The 23,027-nt window shown below is 73.6% G+C and carries 19 protein-coding genes; 8 read left to right on the top strand and 11 right to left on the bottom strand.

The features are described 5' to 3' along the window. Window positions 1-42 precede the first annotated feature (42 nt). Window positions 43-1,377, bottom strand: coding sequence for an ergothioneine biosynthesis protein EgtB (gene egtB / locus ACWC5C_RS14430; RefSeq protein ID WP_450875713.1), 1,335 nt, complete (start codon window positions 1,375-1,377; stop codon window positions 43-45). Beyond that, window positions 1,374-2,639 carry an ergothioneine biosynthesis glutamate--cysteine ligase EgtA gene (gene egtA, locus ACWC5C_RS14425; RefSeq protein WP_450875712.1) on the bottom strand — a complete coding sequence of 422 codons (1,266 nt, stop codon included), beginning with the start codon at window positions 2,637-2,639 and terminating at the stop codon, window positions 1,374-1,376. The genes egtB and egtA overlap by 4 nt, the downstream gene beginning before the upstream one ends. Window positions 2,640-2,888: 249 nt before the next feature. Between egtA and ACWC5C_RS14420 the strand changes: the two genes are divergently transcribed. The 4 genes from ACWC5C_RS14420 to ACWC5C_RS14405 all read left to right on the top strand — a co-directional run bounded on the left by ACWC5C_RS14420 (window position 2,889) and on the right by ACWC5C_RS14405 (window position 6,627). After that, entirely contained in the window at window positions 2,889-3,893 is a 1,005-nt protein-coding gene (locus tag ACWC5C_RS14420; RefSeq protein WP_450875711.1) for an NADPH:quinone oxidoreductase family protein, read from the top strand. After that, complete coding sequence (locus tag ACWC5C_RS14415; RefSeq protein WP_450875710.1) at window positions 3,890-5,107, top strand: acyl-CoA dehydrogenase family protein; 1,218 nt, start codon at window positions 3,890-3,892, stop codon at window positions 5,105-5,107. The genes ACWC5C_RS14420 and ACWC5C_RS14415 overlap by 4 nt, the downstream gene beginning before the upstream one ends. Then, window positions 5,104-6,243, top strand: a complete 1,140-nt coding sequence (locus ACWC5C_RS14410; protein WP_450875709.1) for an acyl-CoA dehydrogenase family protein — start codon at window positions 5,104-5,106, stop codon at window positions 6,241-6,243. The genes ACWC5C_RS14415 and ACWC5C_RS14410 overlap by 4 nt, the downstream gene beginning before the upstream one ends. A 189-nt stretch (window positions 6,244-6,432) precedes the next feature. Beyond that, window positions 6,433-6,627, top strand: coding sequence for a hypothetical protein (locus ACWC5C_RS14405; protein WP_009720740.1), 195 nt, complete (start codon window positions 6,433-6,435; stop codon window positions 6,625-6,627). Between the two features lie 62 nt (window positions 6,628-6,689). On the opposite strand, the gene ACWC5C_RS14400 is transcribed toward ACWC5C_RS14405, so the two are convergent. Further along, on the bottom strand, window positions 6,690-8,078 hold the full coding sequence (locus ACWC5C_RS14400; RefSeq protein WP_450875708.1) for a family 2B encapsulin nanocompartment shell protein: 1,389 nt from the start codon (window positions 8,076-8,078) through the stop codon (window positions 6,690-6,692). Window positions 8,079-8,167: 89 nt separating this feature from the next. Beyond that, entirely contained in the window at window positions 8,168-9,580 is a 1,413-nt protein-coding gene (locus ACWC5C_RS14395) for a family 2B encapsulin nanocompartment shell protein (RefSeq protein ID WP_450875707.1), read from the bottom strand. Between the two features lie 361 nt (window positions 9,581-9,941). Between ACWC5C_RS14395 and ACWC5C_RS14390 the strand changes: the two genes are divergently transcribed. Then, window positions 9,942-10,802, top strand: coding sequence for a phosphatidylinositol-specific phospholipase C/glycerophosphodiester phosphodiesterase family protein (locus tag ACWC5C_RS14390; protein ID WP_450875706.1), 861 nt, complete (start codon window positions 9,942-9,944; stop codon window positions 10,800-10,802). A 121-nt stretch (window positions 10,803-10,923) separates the two neighbouring features. Continuing rightward, the gene (locus ACWC5C_RS14385; protein ID WP_450875705.1) at window positions 10,924-11,412 is read left to right on the top strand and encodes an N-acetyltransferase family protein; all 489 of its coding nucleotides are present in this window, start codon (window positions 10,924-10,926) and stop codon (window positions 11,410-11,412) included. Here ACWC5C_RS14385 and ACWC5C_RS14380 read toward each other — a convergent pair. Both ACWC5C_RS14380 and xylB read right to left on the bottom strand, forming a co-directional pair. Then, the gene (locus ACWC5C_RS14380) at window positions 11,393-12,640 is read right to left on the bottom strand and encodes an ROK family protein (protein ID WP_450875704.1); all 1,248 of its coding nucleotides are present in this window, start codon (window positions 12,638-12,640) and stop codon (window positions 11,393-11,395) included. The two genes, ACWC5C_RS14385 and ACWC5C_RS14380, sit on opposite strands and share 20 nt — an antisense overlap. 61 nt (window positions 12,641-12,701) lie before the next feature. Continuing rightward, a complete protein-coding gene (gene xylB / locus ACWC5C_RS14375) occupies window positions 12,702-14,144 on the bottom strand; it encodes a xylulokinase (RefSeq protein WP_450875875.1) in 1,443 nt (480 codons plus the stop codon). Between the two features lie 163 nt (window positions 14,145-14,307). Between xylB and xylA the strand changes: the two genes are divergently transcribed. Further along, entirely contained in the window at window positions 14,308-15,480 is a 1,173-nt protein-coding gene (xylA, locus tag ACWC5C_RS14370) for a xylose isomerase (protein ID WP_450875703.1), read from the top strand. A gap of 86 nt (window positions 15,481-15,566) precedes the next feature. Here xylA and ACWC5C_RS14365 read toward each other — a convergent pair whose 3' ends face one another. The 3 genes from ACWC5C_RS14365 to ACWC5C_RS14355 all read right to left on the bottom strand — a co-directional run bounded on the left by ACWC5C_RS14365 (window position 15,567) and on the right by ACWC5C_RS14355 (window position 21,057). Next, window positions 15,567-16,664 carry a pectinesterase family protein gene (locus ACWC5C_RS14365; protein ID WP_450875702.1) on the bottom strand — a complete coding sequence of 366 codons (1,098 nt, stop codon included), beginning with the start codon at window positions 16,662-16,664 and terminating at the stop codon, window positions 15,567-15,569. Between the two features lie 143 nt (window positions 16,665-16,807). Beyond that, window positions 16,808-18,151: an SWIM zinc finger family protein gene (locus ACWC5C_RS14360; protein ID WP_450875701.1), complete on the bottom strand. Its 1,344-nt coding sequence runs from the start codon at window positions 18,149-18,151 to the stop codon at window positions 16,808-16,810. Then, window positions 18,148-21,057: a DEAD/DEAH box helicase gene (locus ACWC5C_RS14355; RefSeq protein ID WP_450875700.1), complete on the bottom strand. Its 2,910-nt coding sequence runs from the start codon at window positions 21,055-21,057 to the stop codon at window positions 18,148-18,150. Before ACWC5C_RS14355 ends, ACWC5C_RS14360 begins: the two co-directional genes overlap by 4 nt. A 143-nt stretch (window positions 21,058-21,200) precedes the next feature. Between ACWC5C_RS14355 and ACWC5C_RS14350 the strand changes: the two genes are divergently transcribed. Continuing rightward, window positions 21,201-21,383 carry a hypothetical protein gene (locus tag ACWC5C_RS14350; protein ID WP_385442817.1) on the top strand — a complete coding sequence of 61 codons (183 nt, stop codon included), beginning with the start codon at window positions 21,201-21,203 and terminating at the stop codon, window positions 21,381-21,383. A gap of 209 nt (window positions 21,384-21,592) precedes the next feature. On the opposite strand, the gene ACWC5C_RS14345 is transcribed toward ACWC5C_RS14350, so the two are convergent. Further along, the gene (locus ACWC5C_RS14345; protein WP_450875699.1) at window positions 21,593-22,387 is read right to left on the bottom strand and encodes a hypothetical protein; all 795 of its coding nucleotides are present in this window, start codon (window positions 22,385-22,387) and stop codon (window positions 21,593-21,595) included. A gap of 83 nt (window positions 22,388-22,470) precedes the next feature. After that, window positions 22,471-23,007, bottom strand: coding sequence for a PadR family transcriptional regulator (locus ACWC5C_RS14340; RefSeq protein WP_450875698.1), 537 nt, complete (start codon window positions 23,005-23,007; stop codon window positions 22,471-22,473). Window positions 23,008-23,027 lie beyond the last annotated feature (20 nt).

Raw genomic sequence — 23,027 nt, 5'->3', positions numbered from 1 at the left:
CGGCGCCCCCGGTGCGCCGAAGCGTGCTGATGCGGCGGGCGCTCATTCCGCCTCCGCCGGGGACGCGTCGCGGGCGGTGCGGAAGCCCGAGAAGATCTGGCGGCGCACCGGCAGGTCCCAGTTGCGGAACGTGCCGCGGCAGGCGACCGCGTCCACGGCGAACGAGCCGCCGCGCAGCACCTTGTGCGCGGGCCCGAAGAAGACCTTCGAGTACTCGGGGTACGGGAAGACGGTGAACCCCGGGTAGGGCAGGAAGTCGCTCGACGTCCACTCCCACACGTCCCCGATCAGCTGCCGTACGCCCAGCGCCGACGCGCCCTGCGGATAGCTTCCGGCGGGTGCGGGCCGCAGGTGGCGCTGGCCGAGGTTGGCGTGGTCGGGGGTGGGGTCCGCGTCGCCCCACGGGTAGCGACGGGACCGGCCGCTGGCCGGATCGTGGCGGGCGGCCTTCTCCCACTCCTCCTCGGTGGGCAGCCGGCGCCCGGCCCAGCGGGCGTAGGCGTCCGCCTCGTACCAGCTCACATGGACCACCGGCTCGTTCGGCGGCACCGGCTCGGTCACCCCGAAGCGGCGGCGCAGCCACTGGCCGCCCTCGCGCCGCCAGAACAGCGGGGCGCTCATGCCGTGCTCCTGGATGTACGCCCAGCCCTCGGTGGTCCACCAGCGCCGATCGGTGTAGCCGCCGTCGGCGATGAACCGCGCGTAGGCGCCGTTGGTCACCGGGGTGGTGTCGATGAAGAAGGGCGGCACCAGCCGGTGGTGCGCGGGGCGCTCGTTGTCCAGCGCCCAGGGCTCGGACGAGGTGCCCATGGTGAACCGGCCGCCGGGGACCAGCACCTCGTCCGGCAGGGGGCCGCCGGAGGTGTCGGGCGGTGGCGGGGCGGTGAGGGCGGCCGGGCCGCGGCGCAGCTGATGGGTGATGAGCATCGTCTCGTCGTGCTGCTGCTCATGCTGCGCGATCATGCCGAAGGCGAAGGCCGCGTCGAGCAGCGGGGCGCCGCGCAGCTCGGTCCGCTCCAGGACGTCGAGCACCCGGTCGCGTACGTCTGTGACATAGCCGCGGGCCTCGGCGGGCGCCAGCAGCGGCAGTGAGGGGCGCGCCGAGCGCGGATGCTCGAACGCGTCGTACACCGAGTCGATCTCGGGGCGCAGCGCGTCCTGTCCGCCGACGGCGCGCAGCAGCCACTGCTCCTCCTGGTTGCCGATGTGCGCCAGGTCCCAGACCAGCGGCGACATCAGGGGGGAGTGCTGGGCGGTGAGGTCGTTCTCGTCCACGCAGGTGGTGAGGGTGTGGGTACGGTCGCGCGCGGTGCGCAGAACCGTTTCGGCGCGCTGTCGCAGCGCCTCGGGGTCGAGTGCGGGGCCGGAAGCGGTCATGACCGTTCCTCCTTCCCGGGAAGGGCGGCGAGCAAATCGTCGGCCGGACATCGGCCACGGGCGACATACCGGTCGGTGAAGTCGGCGACGGCGGATACGACGGCGGGGGAGGCCCCGATCCGGGGCAGCGCCTCCAGCGCCGTGGCGAAGCAGGCCACGGCGGCGGCGCGCAGCTCGGGGTCGGCCAGAGCGTCGCGGGACGCCGTCATCCACAGCGGATTGCAGGGCGCGGGCCGGGTGCCCGCCGTCTCGGCGAGCGGCTTCACCACGCGGTAGACGGTCTCCGCGGCCTGCGGGTCGTCGAAGAGCGCCACGGTCACGGCGAGGGGCACGATCCAGCCGTCGTCGCCGCTCTGGGCGTCGATCATGCGCAGTTCGAGGTGGCCGCGCGGACGGACGGGCGGAAACAGGGTCGAGACATGGAAGTCGAGATCGTCCTGGGTGGGCGGCCGTGGCAGACCGGTGCGGGCCCACTGACGGAAGGTGAGGCCGTCCGGCACCGCCCAGCGCGTGCCGTCGTCCCGGATGGCCATCACGGGAGCGTCCAGCACGTATCCGGCCCAGGCGGCGCGGGGCTCCCGGCCGTCGGGCGGGGCCAGCGTGCGACCGGGGTCCATCGCCGCCCACAGTGCCTGCCGGGTGGAGCGGAAGCCGGTCGGGCGGCCCTCGCGCAGCGGGGAGTTGGCGAACGCGGCGGTCAGTACGGCGCCCAGCAGATGGGCCAGCCGCCAGCGCCGCCCGAGGCCCAGCGGGCCGGGCTCCTCCTGTCCGGCGTCCACACAGACCTGTACGGAGGCGGTGTTGCACATCATGGAGCGCCCCGCCGGTCCCCGGCGGTTGAAATAGGTCTCCATGGAGTCGTAGCGGGGTGTGGCGAGGATCCTGCGCGGCGGGCGCCATGGGTCGTGTCCATGACCTGCGATGGCGAGGCCCAGCTCGGCGAGGAGCGCGCGGACGAGGACGAGATCGGCGGCGGCGGACTCCACACACGCGGTGAGGGAGTCGGCCGGGAGGGAGCTCAGCTCCACCTGGCCGCCGGGTTCGAAGGTGAGCGCGGAGGAGAGGCCCAGTCCGCGCAGGGCGGTGACCGCGGCTTCCAGCCGGGCCGCCTCGACGGGTCGTGCGGGGTCGTGCGGGTCGTACATGATCCACTCGAGTTCGACGCCGATGCGTCGCGGGGGACCGGTCTTGAAACAGATCCCGTGGAGTCTGGCCTCCATCTCGGCCTCGTCGATCGCCTTGCTGTCCGGCACAGTCGTCATCTCCCGTCCCGTTCCGGCTATCGGATCGCTGCGATAGGAACCGATATGTCGCCGCCCACTCTTGTCCGTCGAGGTCCCGGGCTCAAGGGTGCCTCCAGAGTTGCATAAGAGTTCACCGCGCGCCGGGCGGGAAGGCAGGATGGCTGAAGCCTCGGTACGAGCCGGTTCCCCTGCTCGTACCGACTGGTTAGTATGTGCGCCCCGACGCGTTAGCGCGCCCCCCTACCGACAGCTTCTGGAGGCCACCGGATGCAGGCATGGCGAGTGCACGATAATGGCGAGCCGCGTGAGGTGATGCGCCTCGACGACGTGCCGGATCCGGTCGCCGGGCCCGGGGAGCTGCTGCTGCGGGTCCGGGCCGTCGACGTCAACTTCCCGGACGCCCTGCTGTGCCGTGGCCACTACCAGGTACGGCCGCCCATGCCGTTCACCCCGGGCGTCGAGGTGTGCGGCGAGATCGTCGCCGTCGGCGAGGGGGCGCAGGGCCAGGTGGGCGCGCGCGTCCTGGCCACCCCCACGCTCCCCGCGGGCGGCTTCGCCGAGTACGTGACCGTCGACGCGGCCACCGTGCTGCCCGCGCCGGACGCCCTGGACGACGCCCAGGCCGCGGCCCTGCACATCGGCTACCAGACCGGCTGGTTCGGCCTGCACCGGCGGGCCGGGCTGCGGGCCGGGGACACGCTGCTGGTGCACGCCGCCGCGGGCGGCGTCGGCAGCGCCGCCGTACAGCTCGGCAAGGCCGCCGGGGCACGGGTGATCGGGGTCGTCGGCGGCGCGGACAAGGCCCGGGTCGCCCGCGAACTGGGCTGCGACGTGGTGCTCGACCGGCGCGCCGACGACATCGTGGCCGCCGTGAAGGAAGCCACCGGCGGACGCGGCGCCGACGTCGTCTACGACCCGGTCGGCGGCGACGCCTTCGCCCAGTCCGTCAAGTGCATCGCGTTCGAGGGCCGGATCGTGGTGGTCGGCTTCGCCAGCGGCGTCGTCCCACAGGCCGCCCTCAACCACGCCCTGGTCAAGAACTACGCCATCCTCGGCCTCCACTGGGGCCTCTACAACACCTACGACCCGGCCGCGATCCGCGCCTGCCACGACGAGCTGACCAAGCTCGCCGCCCAGGGCGCCGTCAAACCGCTGGTCAGCGAGCGGGTGCCGCTGGAGGGGGCCGCGGACGCCGTCCAGCGCGTCGCCGACGGCGTGACCACCGGCCGCGTCGTGGTCGTCCCCGGACAGCCTGCGGGAGGCGCCCGATGAGCACCCCCGAGAACACCTCCCCGGATTCCGCCCCTGTGGACGCCGACGGGCTGCGGCGCCGCACCCGCGCCCTCCTCGACGCCCACCCACCGGGCACCACCGACCCGCTGGAGTTCCTGCGCGCCCGCTTCGACGCCGGGCTCGCCTGGGTGCACTACCCGGTGGGGCTGGGCGGCCTCGACGCCCCCCGCTCGCTCCAGGCCGTCGTGGACGCCGAACTCGACGCCGCCGGAGCGCCCGACAACGACCCCCGCCGCATCGGCATCGGCCTCGGCATGGCCGCGCCCACCATCCTCGGCTTCGGCAGCGACGAGCAGCGGCAGCGGCTGCTGCGCCCGCTGTGGACCGGCGAGGAGGTGTGGTGCCAGCTGTTCAGCGAGCCCGGCGCCGGTTCCGACCTCGCCGCACTCGCCACCCGGGCGGTGCGCGACGGCGACGACTGGGTGGTCGACGGCCAGAAGGTCTGGACGTCCAGCGCCCACCTCGCCCGCTGGGCCATCCTCATCGCCCGCACCGACCCCGACCTGCCCAAGCACCGCGGCATCAGCTACTTCGTCTGCGACATGACCGACCCCGGGGTCGAGGTCCGACCGCTGCGCCAGATCACTGGCGAGGCCGAGTTCAACGAGGTCTTCCTGACCGGCGTACGCATCCCCGACAGCCGCCGCCTCGGCGAGATCGGCGAGGGCTGGCGGGTCGCCCAGACCACCCTGATGAACGAGCGCGTCGCCATCGGCGGCGGTCGTGTCCCCCGCGAGGGCGGCATGATCGGCCTGATCTCCGGGACCTGGCGCGACCGCCCCGAACTGCGCACCCACGATCTGCACCAGCGGCTGCTGCGGCTGTGGGTGGACGCCGAGGCCGCCCGGCTCGCGGGCGAGCGGCTGGGCCAGCAGCTGGCCGTCGGACAGCCCGGCCCCGAGGGCTCGGCCATGAAGCTCGCCTTCGCCCGGCTCAACCAGGAGATCAGCGCGCTGGAGGTCGAACTGCTGGGGGAGGAGGGCCTGCTCTACGACGACTGGACGCTGCGCCGCCCCGAACACGTCGACTTCACCGGACGCGAGGCGGGCTACCGCTATCTGCGCGCCAAGGGCAACTCCATCGAGGGCGGCACCTCCGAGGTCCTGCTCAACATCATCGCCGAACGCGTCCTGGGTCTGCCGCCCGAGCCGCGGACCGACAAGGACGTCCCGTGGAAGGATCTGCCCCGATGAGCACCCCGGACCTGCTCTACACCGAGGCCGAGGACGACCTGCGCGCGGCCGTGCGGTCGCTGCTCACCGACCGCTGCCCGCCCGGCGCCGTGGTCTCCGAGGCCGAGACCGGCCGGGCGTACGACCCCGGGCTGTGGCGCTCCCTGGGCGGCGAGATGGGCACGGCGGGGCTGCTCGTGCCCGAGAAGCTCGGCGGCCAGGGCGCCACCGCGCGCGAGGCGGCCGTCGTGCTGGAGGAGCTGGGCCGGGCCGTCGCCCCCGTGCCGTACCTCACCAGCGCCGTCCTCGCGGTCAGCGCCGTGCTGGGCTGCGACACCGGTGAGGAGGCCGTGGCGCGGCTGCTCGGCGCCCTCGCCGACGGCCGTACGGTCGGCGCGCTGGCGGTTCCGGCGGCCACCGCGCCCGGCGCCGCCGCCGCCCCGGCCGTGACCGTACGGGTGGACGGCGACGGGACGCTCAGCGGCCGGATCACCCATGTCGCGGGCGCGGCGGGCGCCGATGTGCTGCTCGTCCCCGCCGAGGGACCGGACGGGTACGGGCTGTACGCCGTGGAGAGCACGGAAGCCAGCGTCTCCGTGGAGCCCCTGACCTCGCTCGACCTGACCCGGCCCATCGCCGCGGTGACCCTCACCGGCGCCCCCGCGCGGCGGCTGGCCGGTCCGGGCCGGGCGGAGGCCGCCGTCGTACGGGCACTGCTGACCGGCGCCGGGCTGCTTGCCTCCGAGCAGCTGGGCGTGGCCGAGTGGTGTCTGACCGAGACCGTCCGCCACACCAAGGAGCGCCATCAGTTCGGCCGCCCGGTCGGGTCGTTCCAGGCCCTCAAGCACCGGATGGCGGCGCTCTACCTCGAGCTGGTCTCGGCCCGCGCCACCGCCCGGCACGCCGCCGACGCGCTGGCCGCCGACAGTCCGGACGTCCCGGTCGCGGTGGCCGTGGCGCAGGCGTACTGCGGTCAGGTGGCGGTGCACGCGGCCGAGGAGTGCGTGCAGTTGCACGGCGGCATCGGCATGACCTGGGAGCACCCGGCGCATCTCTACCTCAAGCGGGCCAAGAGCGCCGAGACCCTGCTCGGCACCCCGGGCCGCCATCGCGAGGCCCTCGCCGCCCTGGTGGACCTCCCGGCGCCCACGGTCTGACGAGCGAATCGCCGACGCCCGGTGAACCCGCCCCGCCGAGGGCCGCGTTCACCGGGCGCCGCGCTCACCCGGAGGTCGAACGGAAGATCGGCACTCGTGTGGAGCACCCGCTTCGAGGGGATTCAGGGGGATTCTGGGCCACACTGACGGCCGGATCCCGATCCCCTGAAGCGGCCCAGGAGGCTCCCCATGGCCATTTCGATCTCTGTGGTCCTGCTCCTGCTGATCCTGGCGGTGGTCTTCCTGCGCAGCGGCGGACTACGCGTCTCGCACGCCCTGGTCTGCGTCACGCTGGGCTTCTACCTGGCGAGCAGCAGCATCGCGCCGACCATCTCCGAGGGCCTGTCCGCGACCGCGGACGTCGTCAGCAGCGTCCGCCCCTGACCGGCGCCCGCGGCCGCGGTTCAGCCTTGTTTCGCGTTGTCTCGCCTTGATCCGGCAACCGCTCAGCGGCCGATCTCCACGTCCTCCAGCACGCCCAGGGCGTCGGGCACCAGAACCGCCGCCGAGAAGTAGGCGCTCACCAGATACGACGTCACGGCCTGCTCGTTGATGCCCATGAAGCGGACGTTGAGGCTGGGCTCGTACTCGTCGGGGATGCCCGTCTGGTGCAGTCCGATGACGCCCTGGCTCTCCTCCCCGGTGCGCATCGCGAGGATCGAGCTGGTGCCGGACTCACTCACCGGGATCTTGTTGCAGGGCAGCAGCGGCACTCCGCGCCAGGCGCGCACCGCGGTGCCCGCCACCTCGGCGCCCTGCGGATACAGCCCCCGACTGCTGCACTCGCGGCCGAAGGCGGCGATGGTGCGCGGATGCGCCAGCAGATACTGCGTCTTGCGGCGCCGGGCCAGCAGCTCGTCCAGATCGTCCGGGGTGGGCGGGCCGCTGCGGGTGTGGATGCGCTGGGAGAGCGCGGCGTTGTGCAGCAGGCCGAACTCCCGGTTGTTGACGAGTTCGTGCTCCTGGCGCTCGCGCAGCGCCTGGATGGTCAGCTTGAGCTGTTCCTCGACCTGGTTCATCGGTTCGTTGTAGAGGTCGGCGACGCGGGTGTGGACGCGCAGGATCGTCTGGGCGACGCTCAGCTCGTACTCACGCGGCTTCAGCTCGTACTCCGCGAACGTCCCCGCCAGCGTCGGCTCTCCCGTATGGCCGGAGGCGACCGCGATATCGGCCTCGCCCCGCCGGTTCTGCGCGGGCTCGGTCCGCCCTGACGCCTCCTGGAGATGGCCGCGCAGCGCCTCGGACCGGTCGGCGGTCTCCTGGAAGACCCGGCGGGGGAGGGTGAGCACCGTGGTCCGGGTGACGGCCCGCGCGGTGAACTCCCAGGTGCCCTCCGGCCCGGTCAGCACCGAGTCGCCGAAGAACTCCCCGTCGGCCAGCAGCCCCAGCGCCGTGCCCTCGTCGTACGCCCCGGGCGCGATCTGCCGGACCTTGCCGTGGGCGATGAGGTACACCTGATCGGCCGGGCGGCCTGCCTCGACCAGCACATCGCCGGGCGCGTACTCCCGCTGCACGCAGCCGTCCGCCAGCGCCTCCAGCACGGCGGTGTCGCCGAAACCGCGCAGCGTCGGCAGCTCACCCAGCTCCGGCGGAATCACCCGCACCTCGGATCCGGTGCTGACGAACTCGATCCGTCCGTCCCCGACCGTGTAGCTGAGCCGCCGGTTCACCCGGTACGTACCGGCCGAGACCTGGACCCAGGGCAGCACGCGCAGCAGCCACCGGGAGGAGATGGCCTGCATCTGCGGGACGGACTTGGTCGTCGTCGCCAGATTCCGGGCGGCGGCCGTTCCCAGACTCAGCGGCTGCTCTCCGGACTCCACGGAGGTGGTCATCTGTGTTCATCACCCATTTCTGTAGTGGGGGGCGTTACGGGCGTTGCGGGAAGGCGATACCGGCGGCCGGGAGTGCGGCCGCCGCGCCGTCAGAGTCCGACTTCCACGTTCTCCAGGATTCCGAGCGCGTCCGGGACGAGGACGGCCGCGGAATAGTAGGCGCTCACGAGGTACGAGATGATCGCCTGGTCGTTGATTCCCATGAAGCGGACGGAAAGGCTGGGTTGGTATTCATCCGGAATTCCGGTCCGGTGGAGGCCGATGACGCCCTGGTTCTCCTCGCCGGTGCGCAGCGCCAGGATCGAGCTGACGCCGCTGCGGGTCACCGGGATCTTGTTGCACGGGAAGATGGGAACGCCGCGCCAGGCCGGGACCGCGTGCCCGTTCACCTCCGCGTGCTGCGGGACGATCCCCCGGCTGTTCAGCTCCCGGCCGATGGCCGCGATGGCCCGCGGGTGGGCCAGGATCAGCCCGGGGTCCTTCCAGACGGTGGCCAGCAGCGCGTCGAGGTCGTCGGGGGTGGGCGGGCCGCCGCGGGTGTGGATGCGCTGGGACAGGTCGGCGTTGTGCAGCAGGCCGATGTCGGGGTTGTTGACCAGCTCGTGCTCCTGGCGCTCGCGCAGCGCCTCGATGGTCAGCCGGAGCTGCTGCTCGACCTGGTTCATCGGCTCGTTGTAGAGGTCGGCGACGCGGGTGTGGACGCGCAACACCGTCTGGGCCACGCTCAGCTCGTACTCACGCGGCTTCAGCTCGTACTCCGCGAACGTGCCCGCCAGCGTCGGTTCGCCCGAGTGCCCCGAGGCCAGCTCGATGGACGCCTCACCGTGCTCGTTCTGCGCGGCCACCGGCGCCGAGCGCACCGCCTCCACATGCGCGCGCAGCTCCCGGGAGCGATCCAGCTGCTCCTCGAACTCCTGCCGCGACAGGGTCAGCGCCGTGCAGGAGGTGACCGCCTTGACCGTGATACCCCAGGCGCCGGGCTCGGTGGCGGCCAGCTCCCGCGCGCCGAAGTGGTCACCCCCGGCGGCCGAGCCGACCACCGAGGGCTCGTCGAACGCGCCCTCGGCCAGCTTGTCGACCTTGCCATGGGCGAGCAGGACCAGCTCGTCGGCCGGGTGCCCGGCCTCCACCAGCAGCTCCCCGGGGGCGAACTCGCGCTGGGTGAAGCGGTCCGCCAGCGCCTCGAGCACCGCGGTGTCCTCGAAGGCGCGCAGCAGCGGCAGTTCGCGCAGCTCGACGGGGATGACCCGGACCGCAGACCCGGTGGTGGTGAACTCCACCCGCCCGTCACCGAGCGTGTGCGACGCCCGGCGGTTCACCCGGTACGAACCACCCGGAACCTGCACCCACGGCAGCATGCGCAGCAGCCACCGCGAGGTGATGCCCTGCATCTGCGGCACGGACTTTGTCGTCGTCGCCAGATTCCGTGCCGCCTCCGTGCCCAGACTCGTGGGCGGCTGCGGATTGCCGATACCGGAACCTGATTCAACGGACGTCGTCATCGTGAATGCTCACCCATCCCTGTACGGACTTGAAGAGATATTCCGCCTCGAAGCAACTGCCAAGCTATCAGCGGACTTTGGGCGGTGCATTCACTCAAAAGAGTGTGCTGTCAAGGGTTTGCGGAATTAGTGCCGGGTGAATACTCCGGCCCCATCGTCCTGGACGATCGGAAAGCCGCCGACGGCGGTGGATGGCCGTACGCCGTGCCGTCGGGTCCTCGGGAACGGCGTGGAAATGGCCGGGGACCACCTGCGGAACTCTTCGCACGCCCCTGCCCATCGGGACCGCGGGCCCCCGATACTCACTGGCGTCCGACGCGTACATCCGGCATCACGCCGGGACGAGAGCCAGGAGGCCTCCATGGTCCGCCGTACACGCCGCGCCTTTGTCGTCACCCTCGGAGCCGCACTCGCGGGCGGCACCGCCGCCCCGGCGTTCGCGGACTCAGCCGGTCCCAGGCCCAAGCCGCCGCTGGCCAGAGCCCACGCGCACAACGACTATGAGCACCCGCGCCCGCTCCTCGACGCCCTGTCCCACGGCTTCGGCAGCGTCGAGGCCGACATCTGGCTGGTGGACGGCCAGTTGCTGGTCGCCCACGACGCGACCGACCTCGACCCCACCCGCACCCTGGAATCCCTGTACCTCGACCCGCTGTTCCAGCGCGTCACGGCGAACCGCGGCCGGGTCTACCGCGGCTACGACCTGTCGCTGCAACTGCTGATCGACCTCAAGACCCCCGGCGAGGCCACCTACCTCGAACTCGCCAAGCGGCTGCGCCGCTACAGCCGGATGTTCAGCACCGCCTACGGCGGGGTCGACGGCGGGGTGCGGCGCGGAGCGGTGACCGCCGTCATATCGGGCGACCGTGGAGCGCGCGGCCCCATGGAGGCCGAGAAGGTGCGCCACGCCTTCTACGACGGACGCCTGGAGGACATGGGCACCGGCGTGCCCGCCTCCTTCATCCCGCTCATCAGCGCCGACTGGACGAAGACCTTCACCTGGCAGGGCATCGGCGCGATGCCGCAGGAGGAGCGGGAGAAGCTGTACCAGATCACCGTCGCCGCCCGCGCGGCCCGGCAGAAGGTGCGCTTCTGGGCCACGCCCGACCTCGCGGGCGCGGAGCGTGACGCCGTGTGGCGCGAGCTGCTGGCCGCGCACGTCGACTACCTCAACACCGATGACCTGGCGGGGCTGGAGGACTTCCTGCGCCGCGCTCACTGACGCCGTCACTCACTGACGCCGTCACCCGCTGACGCGGCACGGGGAGCCCGGCGGGCGGGCCCGGCGGATCCGCGGAATATCGGTTCGCGGGACGCCGGTCCGCTCCGCCATGCTGACCGTCATGCTCATCAGGACCGCCATCCCCGAGGACTGGCCCGCGATCTGGCCCTTCCTGCACCGCATCGTCGCCGCGGGCGAGACCTACACCTATCCGCGCGACCTGGACGAGGAACGGGCCCGCGACCTCTGGATGCTGAGGCCCCCGGGCCGGACCGTCGTCGCCACCGGCGCCGACGGCGCGGTGCTCGGCTCGGCCAAGATGAACCCGAATCAGATGGGGCCCGCCGCGCATGTGGCGGGCGCCAGCTTCATGGTGGCGCCCGAGAGCGCCGGGCGGGGCGTCGGCCGCGCGCTCGGCGAACACGTCCTGGAGTGGGCGCGCGCCGAGGGCTACCAGGCGATGCAGTTCAACGCCGTGGTGGAGGCCAACACCCGGGCGGTCGCGCTGTGGCGCTCACTCGGCTTCGAGGTGGTGGGCACCGTACCCAAGGCGTTCCACCACCCGGCGGAGGGCTACGTCGGGCTGCACGTCATGCACCGCTTCCTGTGACCGAGGCCGCTTCCCTGAGCCCGGCCGGATCGTCGAGGACGGCCTGCACCACGGAGTGCGCCGCGCCGAGCAGCGGACCGTCCGAGCCCAGCCGTGAGACCGTCACCGTGCCCTGACCGGAGCGCGCCGGGTCCGCGAGCCGCAGCGCCAACTCCCGCTCCAGGGCGGGCAGCAGCCAGGGCGCGAGCGGCGTGAGCGCGCCCCCGAGCACCACCGTGCGCGGGTCGAGGAGGTTCACGGCACCGGCCAGCGCGATACCGAGCGCCGCGCCCGCCCCGCGCAGCGCGCGCCGTACGCGCTGGTCGCCGTCCGCCGCCCGCTCGGCCAGCAGGGCGATCCGGCCGCCGGGCCCGGGGTGCTGGGCGGCGGCCTGTCCGGGGGACAGCCCGCTCGCCCGCAGCACCGCCTCCTCGCCCGCGTACTGCTCCAGACAGCCGCGCCCGCCGCACGCGCACGCGGGCCCCTCGGGCCGCACCGGCACATGGCCCAGCTCACCCGCGAAGCCGTGGGTGCCGCGCAGCAGCCGCCCGTCGAGCACGACCGCGGCGCCGATGCCGATCTCGGCCGAGACATGGACGAAGTCGCGCGGTGCCGGGTCATGGCCGCCCCGCCACAGCTCGGCGAGCGCCCCGAGGTTGGCCTCGTTGTCGACGGTCAGCGGCAGCCCGGGCAGTGCGGCGCGCAGCGCGGGGCCGATGTCCACGCCCTCCCAGCCGAGGTTGGGGGCGCGCACCACCAGCGACGAATCGCGCGCCACCAGGCCCGGCACCGCCACCGCGAGCCCGGCGGGCCGCAGCCCCTCGCGCACCGCCTCCGCCGCCACCTGCCGGACCAGATCGGCGAGCCGGGCGAGCGCCGGGCCCGCCGCGCGGTCCCGGTTCGGCGCCGCCACCTCCGTACGGGCCCGTATCCGGCCGCCCAGGTCCACCGCGCAGACGGCCAGATGGTCCACGCCTATCTCCGCGCCGATCCCGGCCGGGCCGCGCTCGTTGAGCTGCAGCGCGCTGCCGGGGCGGCCGACCGTGCCGGGCCGGGACGGGCCCAGCTCGACCAGCAGCCCGTCCCGGATCAGCTCGTCCACCAGCGTGGAGACGGCGGCCCGGGTCAGCCCCACCCGGGCCGCGACGGACGCGCGGGAGAGCGGTCCGTGCGCGGCCACGGCGTGCAGCACGAGGGAGAGATTGCGGCGGCGCATCGCCTGCTGGGTGTTGGGCAGTGGCGCTGCCACGGTCGTCTCCTCTCGTACGGGCTTCTCGTACGGTTTCGCTGATGGTGCCCGGCGGCGCGGGTCAGGCCCGGCGCAGCAGCCCGTCCGCGTCGGACAGCACCCGGGAGACGCGCTGCCGCGTCTCCTCGTCGCGCTCCACCGCCTCGTACGACGGCCCCTCCGCGGTCGCCCAGCGGCGCGCCACCGCCGCCGGATCCTCGCCCAGCGCCAGCCCGGCGGCCTGCGCGGCGGCGCCGAGGGCGACGAGTTCCTGCGCCCTCGGTACCTGGACCGGGCGGCCGCTCAGCCGCCGTACCGTCTCGCGCCAGGCCGTGCCCTTGGCGCCGCCGCCGATGAGCAGCAGCGGGGTATCGGGGGCCGCGTCCGCGTCCAGCACCTGGTCGAGCGCGGTCAGCAGAGTGAAGACGGCGCCGTCGTAGGCGGCCTGGAGGAGCTGGCCCGGCGTCGTGTCGTGGCGCAGCCCGTGCAGCAGCCCGGAGGCGTGGGGCAGGTTCGGGGTGCGCTCACCGTCCAGGAAGGGGAGCAGTACGGACTGGCCGCCCGGCTCCACCGCCTCCCGGTCCCGGCCCAACAGCGCGGCGACCTTGTCGACGGCGAGCGTGCAGTTGAGGGTGCAGGCCAGCGGCAGCCAGGCCTCCCGGCTGTCGGCGAACCCGGCGACCATCCCCGTCGGGTCGGCGGGCCGGTGCTCCGAGACCGCGTACACGGTGCCGGAGGTGCCGAGGCTGAGCACGGGCTGCCCCGGGCGCAGCCCGAGCCCGAGGGCCGCGGCCATGTTGTCGCCGGTCCCGGTGGCCACCAGGGCGCCGGTGGGCAGCGGCAGGTCCGGCAGGTCCCGTACCGTCCCGGCCGCCTCGCCGTGCCGCAGGACGCGCGGCAGCAGCGCGGGGGAGAGCCCGACCCGGCCGAGGATCTCCTCGTCGTACGCCTCGCTGCCGGACGCCCACCAGCCGGTGCCCGAGGCGTCGCCGCGGTCGGTCGTGCCGTATCCGGTGAGCCGTTCGGTGAGGTAGTCGTGGGGGAGCCGGACGGCCGCGGTGGCGCGGGCCGCCTCCGGCTCGTTCTCCATGAGCCAGGCCCATTTGGTGACGGTGAACGACGTCGCGGGCACGCTGCCGATCCGCTCCGCCCACGCCTTGGGGCCGCCCAGCTCCTCGACCAGCCGGTCGCGCTGCGGCGCCGAGCGCACGTCGTTCCACAGCAGCGCGGGGCGTACCGGGCGGCCGGAGGCGTCCAGTGTCACCAGCCCGTGCTGCTGGCCGCCGATGGAGACCGCGGCCGCCTGCCGGGCGTGCGGGCCGCACTGGCGCAGCGCCTCCGCCAGCGCCTCCCACCACGCTTCAGGATCGCTCTCCTTGCCCTCGCCGCCGGCGCCGCCGCCGACGGTGTGCGACCCCTGGCCGCGTGCGACGACCCGGCCGGTCGCGGCGTCGACGACCAGCGCCTTGGTCGACTGCGTGGAGCTGTCCACGCCCACGACCAGCGGTCCTTCCGGCACGGGCACGGCTGCTGCTGCCATCTCGCGCTCTCCCTTGCGTCCCTGTGTGCTTGCGACTGCGTCCCTGTCCGCTGCGACGAGTCTGAGCGGCTGATGAGCGGGGCTTCCCCGGAATGCTCGCGCATACTAATTTGTAAAGCGCCCTGACGAAATAGGCGAGGGAGCTGCGATGAGCTACAACCCCACCCCTGAGGACAGGTTCACCTTCGGCCTGTGGACGGTCGGCTGGCAGGGCCGGGACCCATTCGGGGACGCCACCCGCCCGGCGCTCGACCCCGTCGAGTCCGTCACCCGGCTCGCCGAACTCGGCGCGTACGGCGTCACCTTCCACGACGACGACCTCATCCCCTTCGGCGCCTCGGAGACCGAGCGCGAGTCGCACATCAAGCGCTTCCGGCAGGCCCTGGACGCCACCGGCATGACCGTGCCGATGGCCACGACCAACCTGTTCACTCATCCGGTCTTCAAGGACGGCGCCTTCACCGCCAACGACCGGGACGTCCGCCGCTACGCCCTCCGCAAGACCCTGCGCAACATCGACCTCGCGGTCGAGCTGGGCGCGAAGACCTATGTGGCCTGGGGCGGCCGCGAGGGCGCGGAGTCCGGCGGGGCCAAGGACGTGCGCGCCGCCCTCGACCGGATGAAGGAGGCCTTCGACCTGCTCGGCGCGTACGTCACCGAGCAGGGCTACGATCTGCGCTTCGCCATCGAGCCCAAGCCCAACGAACCGCGCGGCGACATCCTGCTGCCCACCGTCGGCCACGCGCTCGCCTTCATCGAGCGGCTGGAGCGGCCCGCGCTGTACGGGGTGAACCCCGAGGTCGGCCACGAGCAGATGGCCGGGCTGAACTTCCCGCACGGCATCGCGCAGGCGCTATGGGCGGGCAAGCTCTTCCATATCGACCTCAACGGCCAGTCCGGCATCAAGTACGACCAGGACCTGCGGTTCGGGGCGGGCGATCTGCGGGCCGCGTTCTGGCTGGTCGACCTGCTGGAGACGGGCGGCTACGAGGGCCCGCGCCACTTCGACTTCAAGCCGCCGCGCACCGAGGACATCGCGGGCGTGTGGGCGTCGGCCGCGGGCTGCATGCGTAACTACCTCATCCTCAAGGAGCGGGCGGGCGCCTTCCGTGCCGACCCGGAGGTCCAGGAGGCGCTGCGCGCCTCGCGCCTGGACGAGCTGGCCCGGCCCACCCTGGAGGAGGGCGAGACCCCGGCGGCGCTGCTCGCCGACCGCACCGCCTTCGAGGAGTTCGACGCCGAGGCCGCCGCCGGGCGCGGTATGGCCTTCGAGCGCCTGGACCAGCTCGCCATGGACCATCTGCTGGCCGCGCGCGGCTGATCACTGATCGCCGGCTGCGGTAGCGACCGGCCGCCGGTCCCGCCCCCCGACGGGACCGGCGGCCGGAGTTCACCGGACGCGCCGGATCAGGACGGCTGCCAGCCCGCGAGCCAGTCCGCGATCTCGTAGTCGGCGGCCTGCGCGTCGGTCAGCTGCGGCCGGTCGCCGCTCGCCGAACCGGAACCGGAGCCTGTGTTCTTGTACTCCGCGAAGCGGTCGTCCTTCCAGGAGAAGCCGCTCATGTCCGTCCACGGCGTGGTTTTGACCGCCGCCGACAGATTCGTGTTGCGGACGACCGTCTGCGGATCGAGGCTCGCGTCCCCGCCCGCGTGCCAGGGGCGGCCGAGGTAGAAGGACCGGCTGCTGACGTCCCCGCTGACGGTGCTGTTGATGAACAGGAAGCCCTTCTTGCCCGCCGCCGTCGAGGGCGCCGCGACATAGCCGCCGGAGCTGCCGTCGTAGCGCTTGACGAGCTTTATCGTCGACTTGTTGATGACGGCGGAGGCGCGGCCGAAGACGAAGTCGACATTGCCCTGGATGACGGAGTTGTTGACGTACACCCGGCCGGTCTTGTCCTTGCTCGCCGAGTCGAGCAGCAGGGTGTCCTGGTCGCCGACCGCGCCGATGTTGTCCAGCACGATTTGGTCGGCAGCGGTGCGCAGCGCGACCGCCTGCTTGTCGGTGATGCTCGTGTTCGCCTCGTTGAAGTCGTTCACGAACTGCAGATGGCGCGCCTGGAAGTCGTCCGCCTCGACGGCGACGGTCGCGCTGCCGCTGGTGCCGTAGGTCCCGCCGCCGGGCTTGGGGGTGCCGGAGGCGTTGTTGTAGACGATGCTCACGTCACTCTTGTTGCCGGTGCTGCCCACCAGCCGGATGTGCGGCTTGTTGGAGGGGATCTTCACGAGCTCCCGGTAGGTGCCGGGCTTGACGGAGATGGTGACCGCGGAGGCGTTGTTCGCCGGGACCGCGTTGACGGCCGCCTGGACGGTCGTGTACTGACCGCTGCCGTCCTTGGCGACGACGAGGGTCGCCGCCGCCGCGGAACCTGCCGCGTGGGCCCGGCCGCTGTCGCCGAGCCATCCGGCGGCCGGAGCGGCGATCAGCGCGGCGCCGGTGGCGAGGGCCAGGGGGCCGAGGAGCGGACCGGGGCGGCGGCGCCGGGAGCGCGGACGCGTTGGGGGCATGGGGGATCTCCGTCCCGTGGAGGCGTGTGCGGGGGTGTTTCTGACGCCTTACGGTTGCCACGCCCCCACGAAAGGTTGCCGCCCTGCCGCCGGTGGGACCGGGCGTGGCGCCGCGTCCGGTCCCACCACCCGCCTGACGCGCGTCAGTCCGGGGCGGTCATCGCCAGGGCCGCCTCCGGGTCCTGGGCCGACGGCCCGGCGGGCCACCAGCGGCCCCGGTCCTTCCGGTACGGCCACCAGCGGCCGTCGCGCCCGTAGCGCACCTGGGCGTCGGCGCCCACCGCCGTCCAGCGGTTGCCCGCCACACGCAGCCGGGGCGCCTGTTCGCCCTCCTCCCACGCGGTGGCGAGCTGGGCGCGGGCGCGCGCCAGGGCCTCGGCGTCCGGTGTCCACTCCTCCTCCAGCACGGCGAGTGCGGCGGCCCCGCCGTGCTCCCACGCGCGTACGGCACGGGCCAGGTCCACGCGGTCGCGCCCGCAGCCCGCCGCGAGCCGGGCGGCGATCGCGGCCGGGGGACCGGCGGCGGTCAGCCGCACGGTGTCCTGCCACTCCGTCAGCACGGCCGGGACGGGGGACGCGGCATGGCCGGGAGCCAGCGCCTCGGCCAGCAGCCGCTGGGCCCGTACGGCGGCGTCGGCCGCGAGGAACTCCAGCGCGGCCACGTCCAGCCCGGGCGCCGGATCCGTGCCCCCGGCGAGCGCCGGTGGACGGCCGGGTGCGGCGACGGCGGCCGGGGGAGCGGGCAGCGCGGCCGGACCGGGCGCGGTGAACGCCGCCTGCGCCGGTACGCCCTCCGGGGTCGCGAACGGAACCTCGTCCCCGGCCGATTCCCCAGCCGTTTCCCCGGCCGGTGCGGCGTGCCGGGCCGCGTGCGCCACGCTGCGCACCTGAAGCTCGTCCAGCAGCTCCCGCTCCCCGCGCCCGCGCATCAGCAGCAGCAGATACGGATCCTCGTCCAGCAGCCGGGCGACCTGGTAGCAGAGCGCGGCGGTGTGCGGGCAGTGGTCCCACGCCTCGCACGCGCACTCCGGCTCCAGATCGCCTATCCCCGGCAGCAGATCGACGCCCACGGCTGCCGCGTCCTCGACGAGCTGCGGCGGCATGTCGCGGTCGAGCAGCGCGGCGATGTGCCCCGAGCGCTCCGCGACCACGCCCAGCAGCCGGTCCCACTCGCCGTCGTCCAGCTCCTGCAGCAGCACATCGGAGCGGTACGGGGTGCGGTCCCGGTCCCGTACCACCGCGGTGATCCGCCCCGGCCGTACGCACACCGCGCCGACCGCGCCCTCGCGAGCGTGCTTGCGGCCGCTCTTCAGGTGCCCGTTGTCCAGCGCGGTGTCCTCCAGGGCCTTCAGCCATGCCCGGCCCCACCAGGTACGGGCGAAGCCGCGGCCCTGGGCGGGCGGCAGGGCGGGGAGGGTGCGCTCGGGCCGCGCGCCGGGCGCGTCCTCGGCGTACCCGTTCTCATCGGAGTGTCCGGTACGGCTCAACGCTCGCTCCCCCTCAGCTCCACCAGCTCCGCGAGCTGGGCGTCGGTCAGTTCGGTCAGCGCGCCCTCGCCGGAGCCCAGCACCGCGTCGGCCAGCTCCCGCTTGCGCTCCAGCATCGCGGCGATCCGGTCCTCCACGGTGCCCTCCGCGATGAGGCGGTGGACCTGCACCGGCTGGGTTTGGCCGATGCGGTACGCACGGTCGGTGGCCTGCGCCTCGACGGCCGGGTTCCACCAGCGGTCGTAGTGCACGACGTGACCGGCGCGGGTGAGGTTCAGCCCGGTGCCCGCCGCCTTCAGCGACAGCAGGAACACCGGCGCCTCGCCGTCCTGGAAGCGCCGCACCATTTCCTCGCGGCGCGCCACCGGCGTACCGCCGTGGAGCAGCTGGACCGGTACTCCACGCGCGGTCAAGTGACCTTCGAGGATCCGGGCCATCTGCACGTACTGGGTGAAGACGAGGACGCTCGCGCCCTCGGCGAGGATGGTGTCCAGCAGCTCGTCGAGCAGCTCCAGCTTCCCGGACCGGCCGACGATGGTGGGCTGGTCCTCCTTCAGGTACTGCGCCGGATGGTTGCAGATCTGCTTCAGCCCGGTCAGCAGCTTGACGATGAGTCCGCGCCGCTCCAGCCCGCCGGTGACCGCGATCTCCGCGAGGATTTCCCGCACCACCGCCTCGTACAGCCCGGCCTGCTCCTTGGTGAGCGTGACGGCCCGGTCCGTCTCGGTCTTCGGCGGGAGTTCGGGCGCGATGCCCGGGTCGGACTTGCGGCGCCGCAGCAGGAAGGGGCGGACCAGCTTCGCCAGCCGCGCCGCGGCGTCCGGGTCGCTTCCGCTCTCCACGGCCTGGGCATAGCGCCTGCGGAACGCGTCATGGGTGCCCAGCACGCCGGGCGTGGTCCAGTCGAGGATCGCCCACAGCTCGGAGAGGTTGTTCTCGATGGGGGTGCCGGAGAGCGCGACCCGGGCCTTGGCCCCGATGGTGCGCAGGCGCTTGGCGGTCGCCGAGAACGGGTTCTTGACGTGCTGGGCCTCGTCGGCGACGACCATGCCCCAGGGCCCCGCCCCGGCCAGCCGTTCCGCGTCCAGCCGCATCGTGCCGTACGTGGTCAGCACGAACTCCCCGTCCGCGAGACCGTCCAGGCTGCGCGCCGTGCCGTGGAAGCGGCGCACCGGCGTGCCTGGCGCGAACCGTTCGATCTCGCGCCGCCAGTTGCCCATCAGCGACGTCGGGCAGACCACCAGGGTGGGCCCGGCGGCTCCGGCGACGTCCTGCCGGTGCAGATGCAGCGCGATCAGGGTGATGGTCTTGCCTAGCCCCATGTCATCCGCGAGACAGCCGCCGAGGCCGAGCGACGTCATCCGGACCAGCCAGTCCAGACCGCGCAGCTGGTAGTCGCGCAGCGTGGCGGCGAGCGCCGCGGGCTGGGCGACGGGCGGTCCGCCGTCGTCCTCCCCTGGCCGGGCGAGGCGGTCGCGCAGCGCGGCCAGCCAGCCGGTGGCCCGCACCTCGACCTCGGTGCCGTCGGCCTCCGTACGGCCGGTGAGGACGGCGCCGAGCGCGTCGACGGGGGCGAGCTTGCGGTCCTGGCGGTCGCGGGCGCGCCGCGCCGACTCGGGATCCAGGACCACCCACTGGTCGCGCAGCCGCACTACCGGGCGGCCCGCCTCGGCGATCCGGTCCAGCTCCTCCCGGGTCAGCTCCTGGTCGCCGATGGCGAACCGCCAGCTGAAGCGGAGCAGCGCGTCGGCGGAGAGGAAGGAGGGCGTCCGGGGCCCCTGGCTCTGTTCGGTACCGTCCGCCTCATCAGGGTCGTCCGGGTCGTCCGGGCCGACGACGGCGCGCGCGGTGAGCCCGCGCACCAGCTCCTTGGGCCAGTGCACCTTCACCCCGGCGGCGTCCAGCGCCCCGGTCGCCGGGCCCAGCAGTTCGGTGACGTCCTCGTCGGCGAGATCGACCGCGTCGGGCACGGCGGCGGACAGCAGCGGGGTGAGCGGCGCCCAGGCGCGGGCCGCGCGCCGCAGGGTGAGCAGGGCGTCCATCCGGGCCCGGGGCCCGAGCGCCGCACCGGCGGGCGCGGTGCCCGCCCACACCTCGGCGGCGTCGGCGACCAGAGACGGATCGGTGAGGCTGTGCAACTGGAGGACGGCACGGAAACCGGGCCCGGTGCCGGTCCCCTGGAGCAGTTCGATACGGAGCGACAGCCGTACGCCCGCGTCGTGCCCGGCGGCGACGTCGGCCGCCCAGACGCGCTGTTCGGGCAGTCGCCGAGGGGCCGTAGCGGCGAAGGCGGGGCCGCCCGCGGCCACGGACGCGGCGGGCGAGCGCGGCAGCCCGTCCGCGACCGCGTCGAGGAAGGCGCGCAGCTGGCGTTCGGGGTCGGGCAACAGCAGGGGGTCGCTGCCGGGCAGCGCCACCGCGTGGGCGGCGGGCGGCATGGCGGCGGCCAGCTCCCGCACCCTTTCCAGGTCGTCGCCGTCGAGCGGGCCGACGCGCCAGGCGTCGTGGTCGGTGGCGGTGAGGCCGGGCAGCAGTCGGCCACGGGCGGCGAGTTGCAGGGCGAGGACGGCGGCGGCACCCCAGAACGCCGTCGCGGGGTCGGTCCCCTCCCGGTCCGAGCGCTCTCCGCCCGGTCGCGCGGCGGCCCGTGCCCGGGCCCGGGTGAGCACGGACAGCGCTGCGGACAGGGGCAGCACCCGGGCTCGTACGGTGCGGGTATGGACGCCGGTGCCGTCCGGGACGACGACGGTCAGTTCCTCGGTGGAGCCGGACTCGCCGGGCGGCGGGTCATCCGGTCGCCAGAAGGCGACGCGCCCGGCGCGCGAGGGATCGCCCGGCAGGAAGACGGCGGTGGAGCGACAGAGTTCGGCGATCTCGGAGGGGCTGGTCGCGGAGGGTGGGATCACAGCGCTGACGCGTTCCTCAAATTTGACTACCGGAGTGGGCGGCCGAGGGTACAGGACCGTGGGCAGGATGTGGAACCGGCAGCCGCCGGTGTCCGTTGTGAGGAGTGAATACGGCTATGGGCCGGGTTAAGGAGGCGGGTGCGATGTCCACGCGCGCGAAGGTCGCCGCCGGAGGTGTGGCGGCCGGTGTGATCCTGCTGTGGCTGCTGCCCTTCTGGGCCGCGCTGCTGGTGATGGTCGGCGTGCCGGTGGCCGCCTATCTGCTGCTCGACCCGTCGCAGCGGCGCAGGCTGCGCGGGGTCTCCCGCAAGCAGCTGGGTCGCTGACCCGGGCGGCCCAGCCTCGGCACCCGGGCACCGTCGACAGCTGCTGTCGCGCCCCGGGGACGAGCCGAGCCACAGACCACCGGCCGGGTTCGGGAGCGGGGGCGGCGCGCGCCTGGGAGTGACCGCGCATTACCGATCGCGGACCGTCCCGGCTCCCCGACCCGGCCGGTCACAGACGCGTGGCTGCGCCCCGTGCGCCGTCCCCGCGCTCAGTGCGGTCGTACGGCCAGCTTGTCCAGTGCCGTCAGCAGCCCCGGCAGCTCCGGACCGCGGCCGACCGGCAGCACCTCGCCCGGCGCCTCGTCCAGCAGCACGAACGCGATGTCGTCGGTCCGCGCCACCATGCTCCAGCCCGGTCCGTCCGCCCGCAGCGTCCGCGCGTCACCCGCGGCGAACGCGGAACGGATCCGGCCCAGCGGCGGAGGCGTGTCCAGATAGCCGCGCGCTTCCTCCAAGACGCGCCGCACGCCCCCGTGCGGCTTCTCGCCCGGCGCCACGAACGTCACCTCGCCGTCCACCTGTTCGCGCCAGATCGCCCACTGGAGCGCGATCTCGTCCGCGCCGAGCCGCCGCTGCGGCGGACCCCACTGCCCGGAGTCCGGCGGCGCGAGCGGCGGCCGGGCCATGCCCTCGGGCTGGGCGTCGGGCGCGGGGTCGTGCGGCGCCGGTACGCCAGGCGCGGCTACCGCCACCGCGAGCGGCCAGCCGGGCAGGGAGGCGAGCACGGTCCGGTCGTCGAGCGACAGCTCGTACTCCATGCCGCAGTCCCAGGTGGCGATGGCGATCGCGACGAGCGACACATCGTCGGTGACCACCGTCCAACGGGCGCCCTTGCCGTCCTGCCCCAGCACCAGGCCGTAGCCCGGCTCGTACGGCTCCAGCCCGAGCGCGGCGCACACCTCGGGATAGTCGTCGCCGAGCACGCTCGGGAACTGTGCGGGCGTCAGCAGCACGGCGGTCAGCACATACAGCGCGTCCTCGCCCGACTCCTCCGTGGCGGACACGGCAGCCTCCTCTTGCGGTTCTTCGTCCGGCGCACCCTAACCAGCCGGTAGGCGCGGCGTCGAGACTCGTGCCGTGGGCGGGGTCAGCTCCCGTCCCCGGCCCGCAGCCCGTCCAGGGTGCGCCGCAGCCAGGACAGTTCGGCCTGGCCGGCGGCGCGCGCGAGGGTGAGGACGCCTCGCCGGAAGGGGTCCTCCACCTCCTCCGCGCGCAGCGGCCGGTCGCCCTCGTAGAAGAAGCAGGAGGGACGGCGCAGATGGGCCAGGCGGCGTTCGAGTACGGCCGCCTGCCGGGCCGGATCGTCCAGATGCCGCAGGAACGACAGCAGGATGAACCAGCGGTTCTCGTCCGTGATGTCGCTCTCGGCGGGATCCGCGAGACGGCGGCGCAGCTCGGCGCGCCCCTCGGCCGTCAGGGTCAGGACGAGCCGGGGCGCGGCCCCCGCGCCCGGCCGGGTCTCACGGGCCAGCAGCCCCGCCTTCTCCAGCCGTTTGATCGCCGGGTAGAGGGTGCTCTCGGCCACCGGCTTGACGTGCCCGGTCAGCGCGGTGATGCGTTTGCGTAGCTCGTAGCCGTGCAGCGGCGCGTCATGGAGGAAGCCGAGGATGGCGAGTTCGAGCATGCCCGCATTGTGGCGCACCG

The sequence above is a fragment of the Streptomyces sp. NPDC001700 genome (assembly GCF_053596435.1).
The sequence above is the reverse complement of the archived record's forward strand: the minus strand, read 5'-3'. Positions and strand labels throughout refer to the sequence as shown.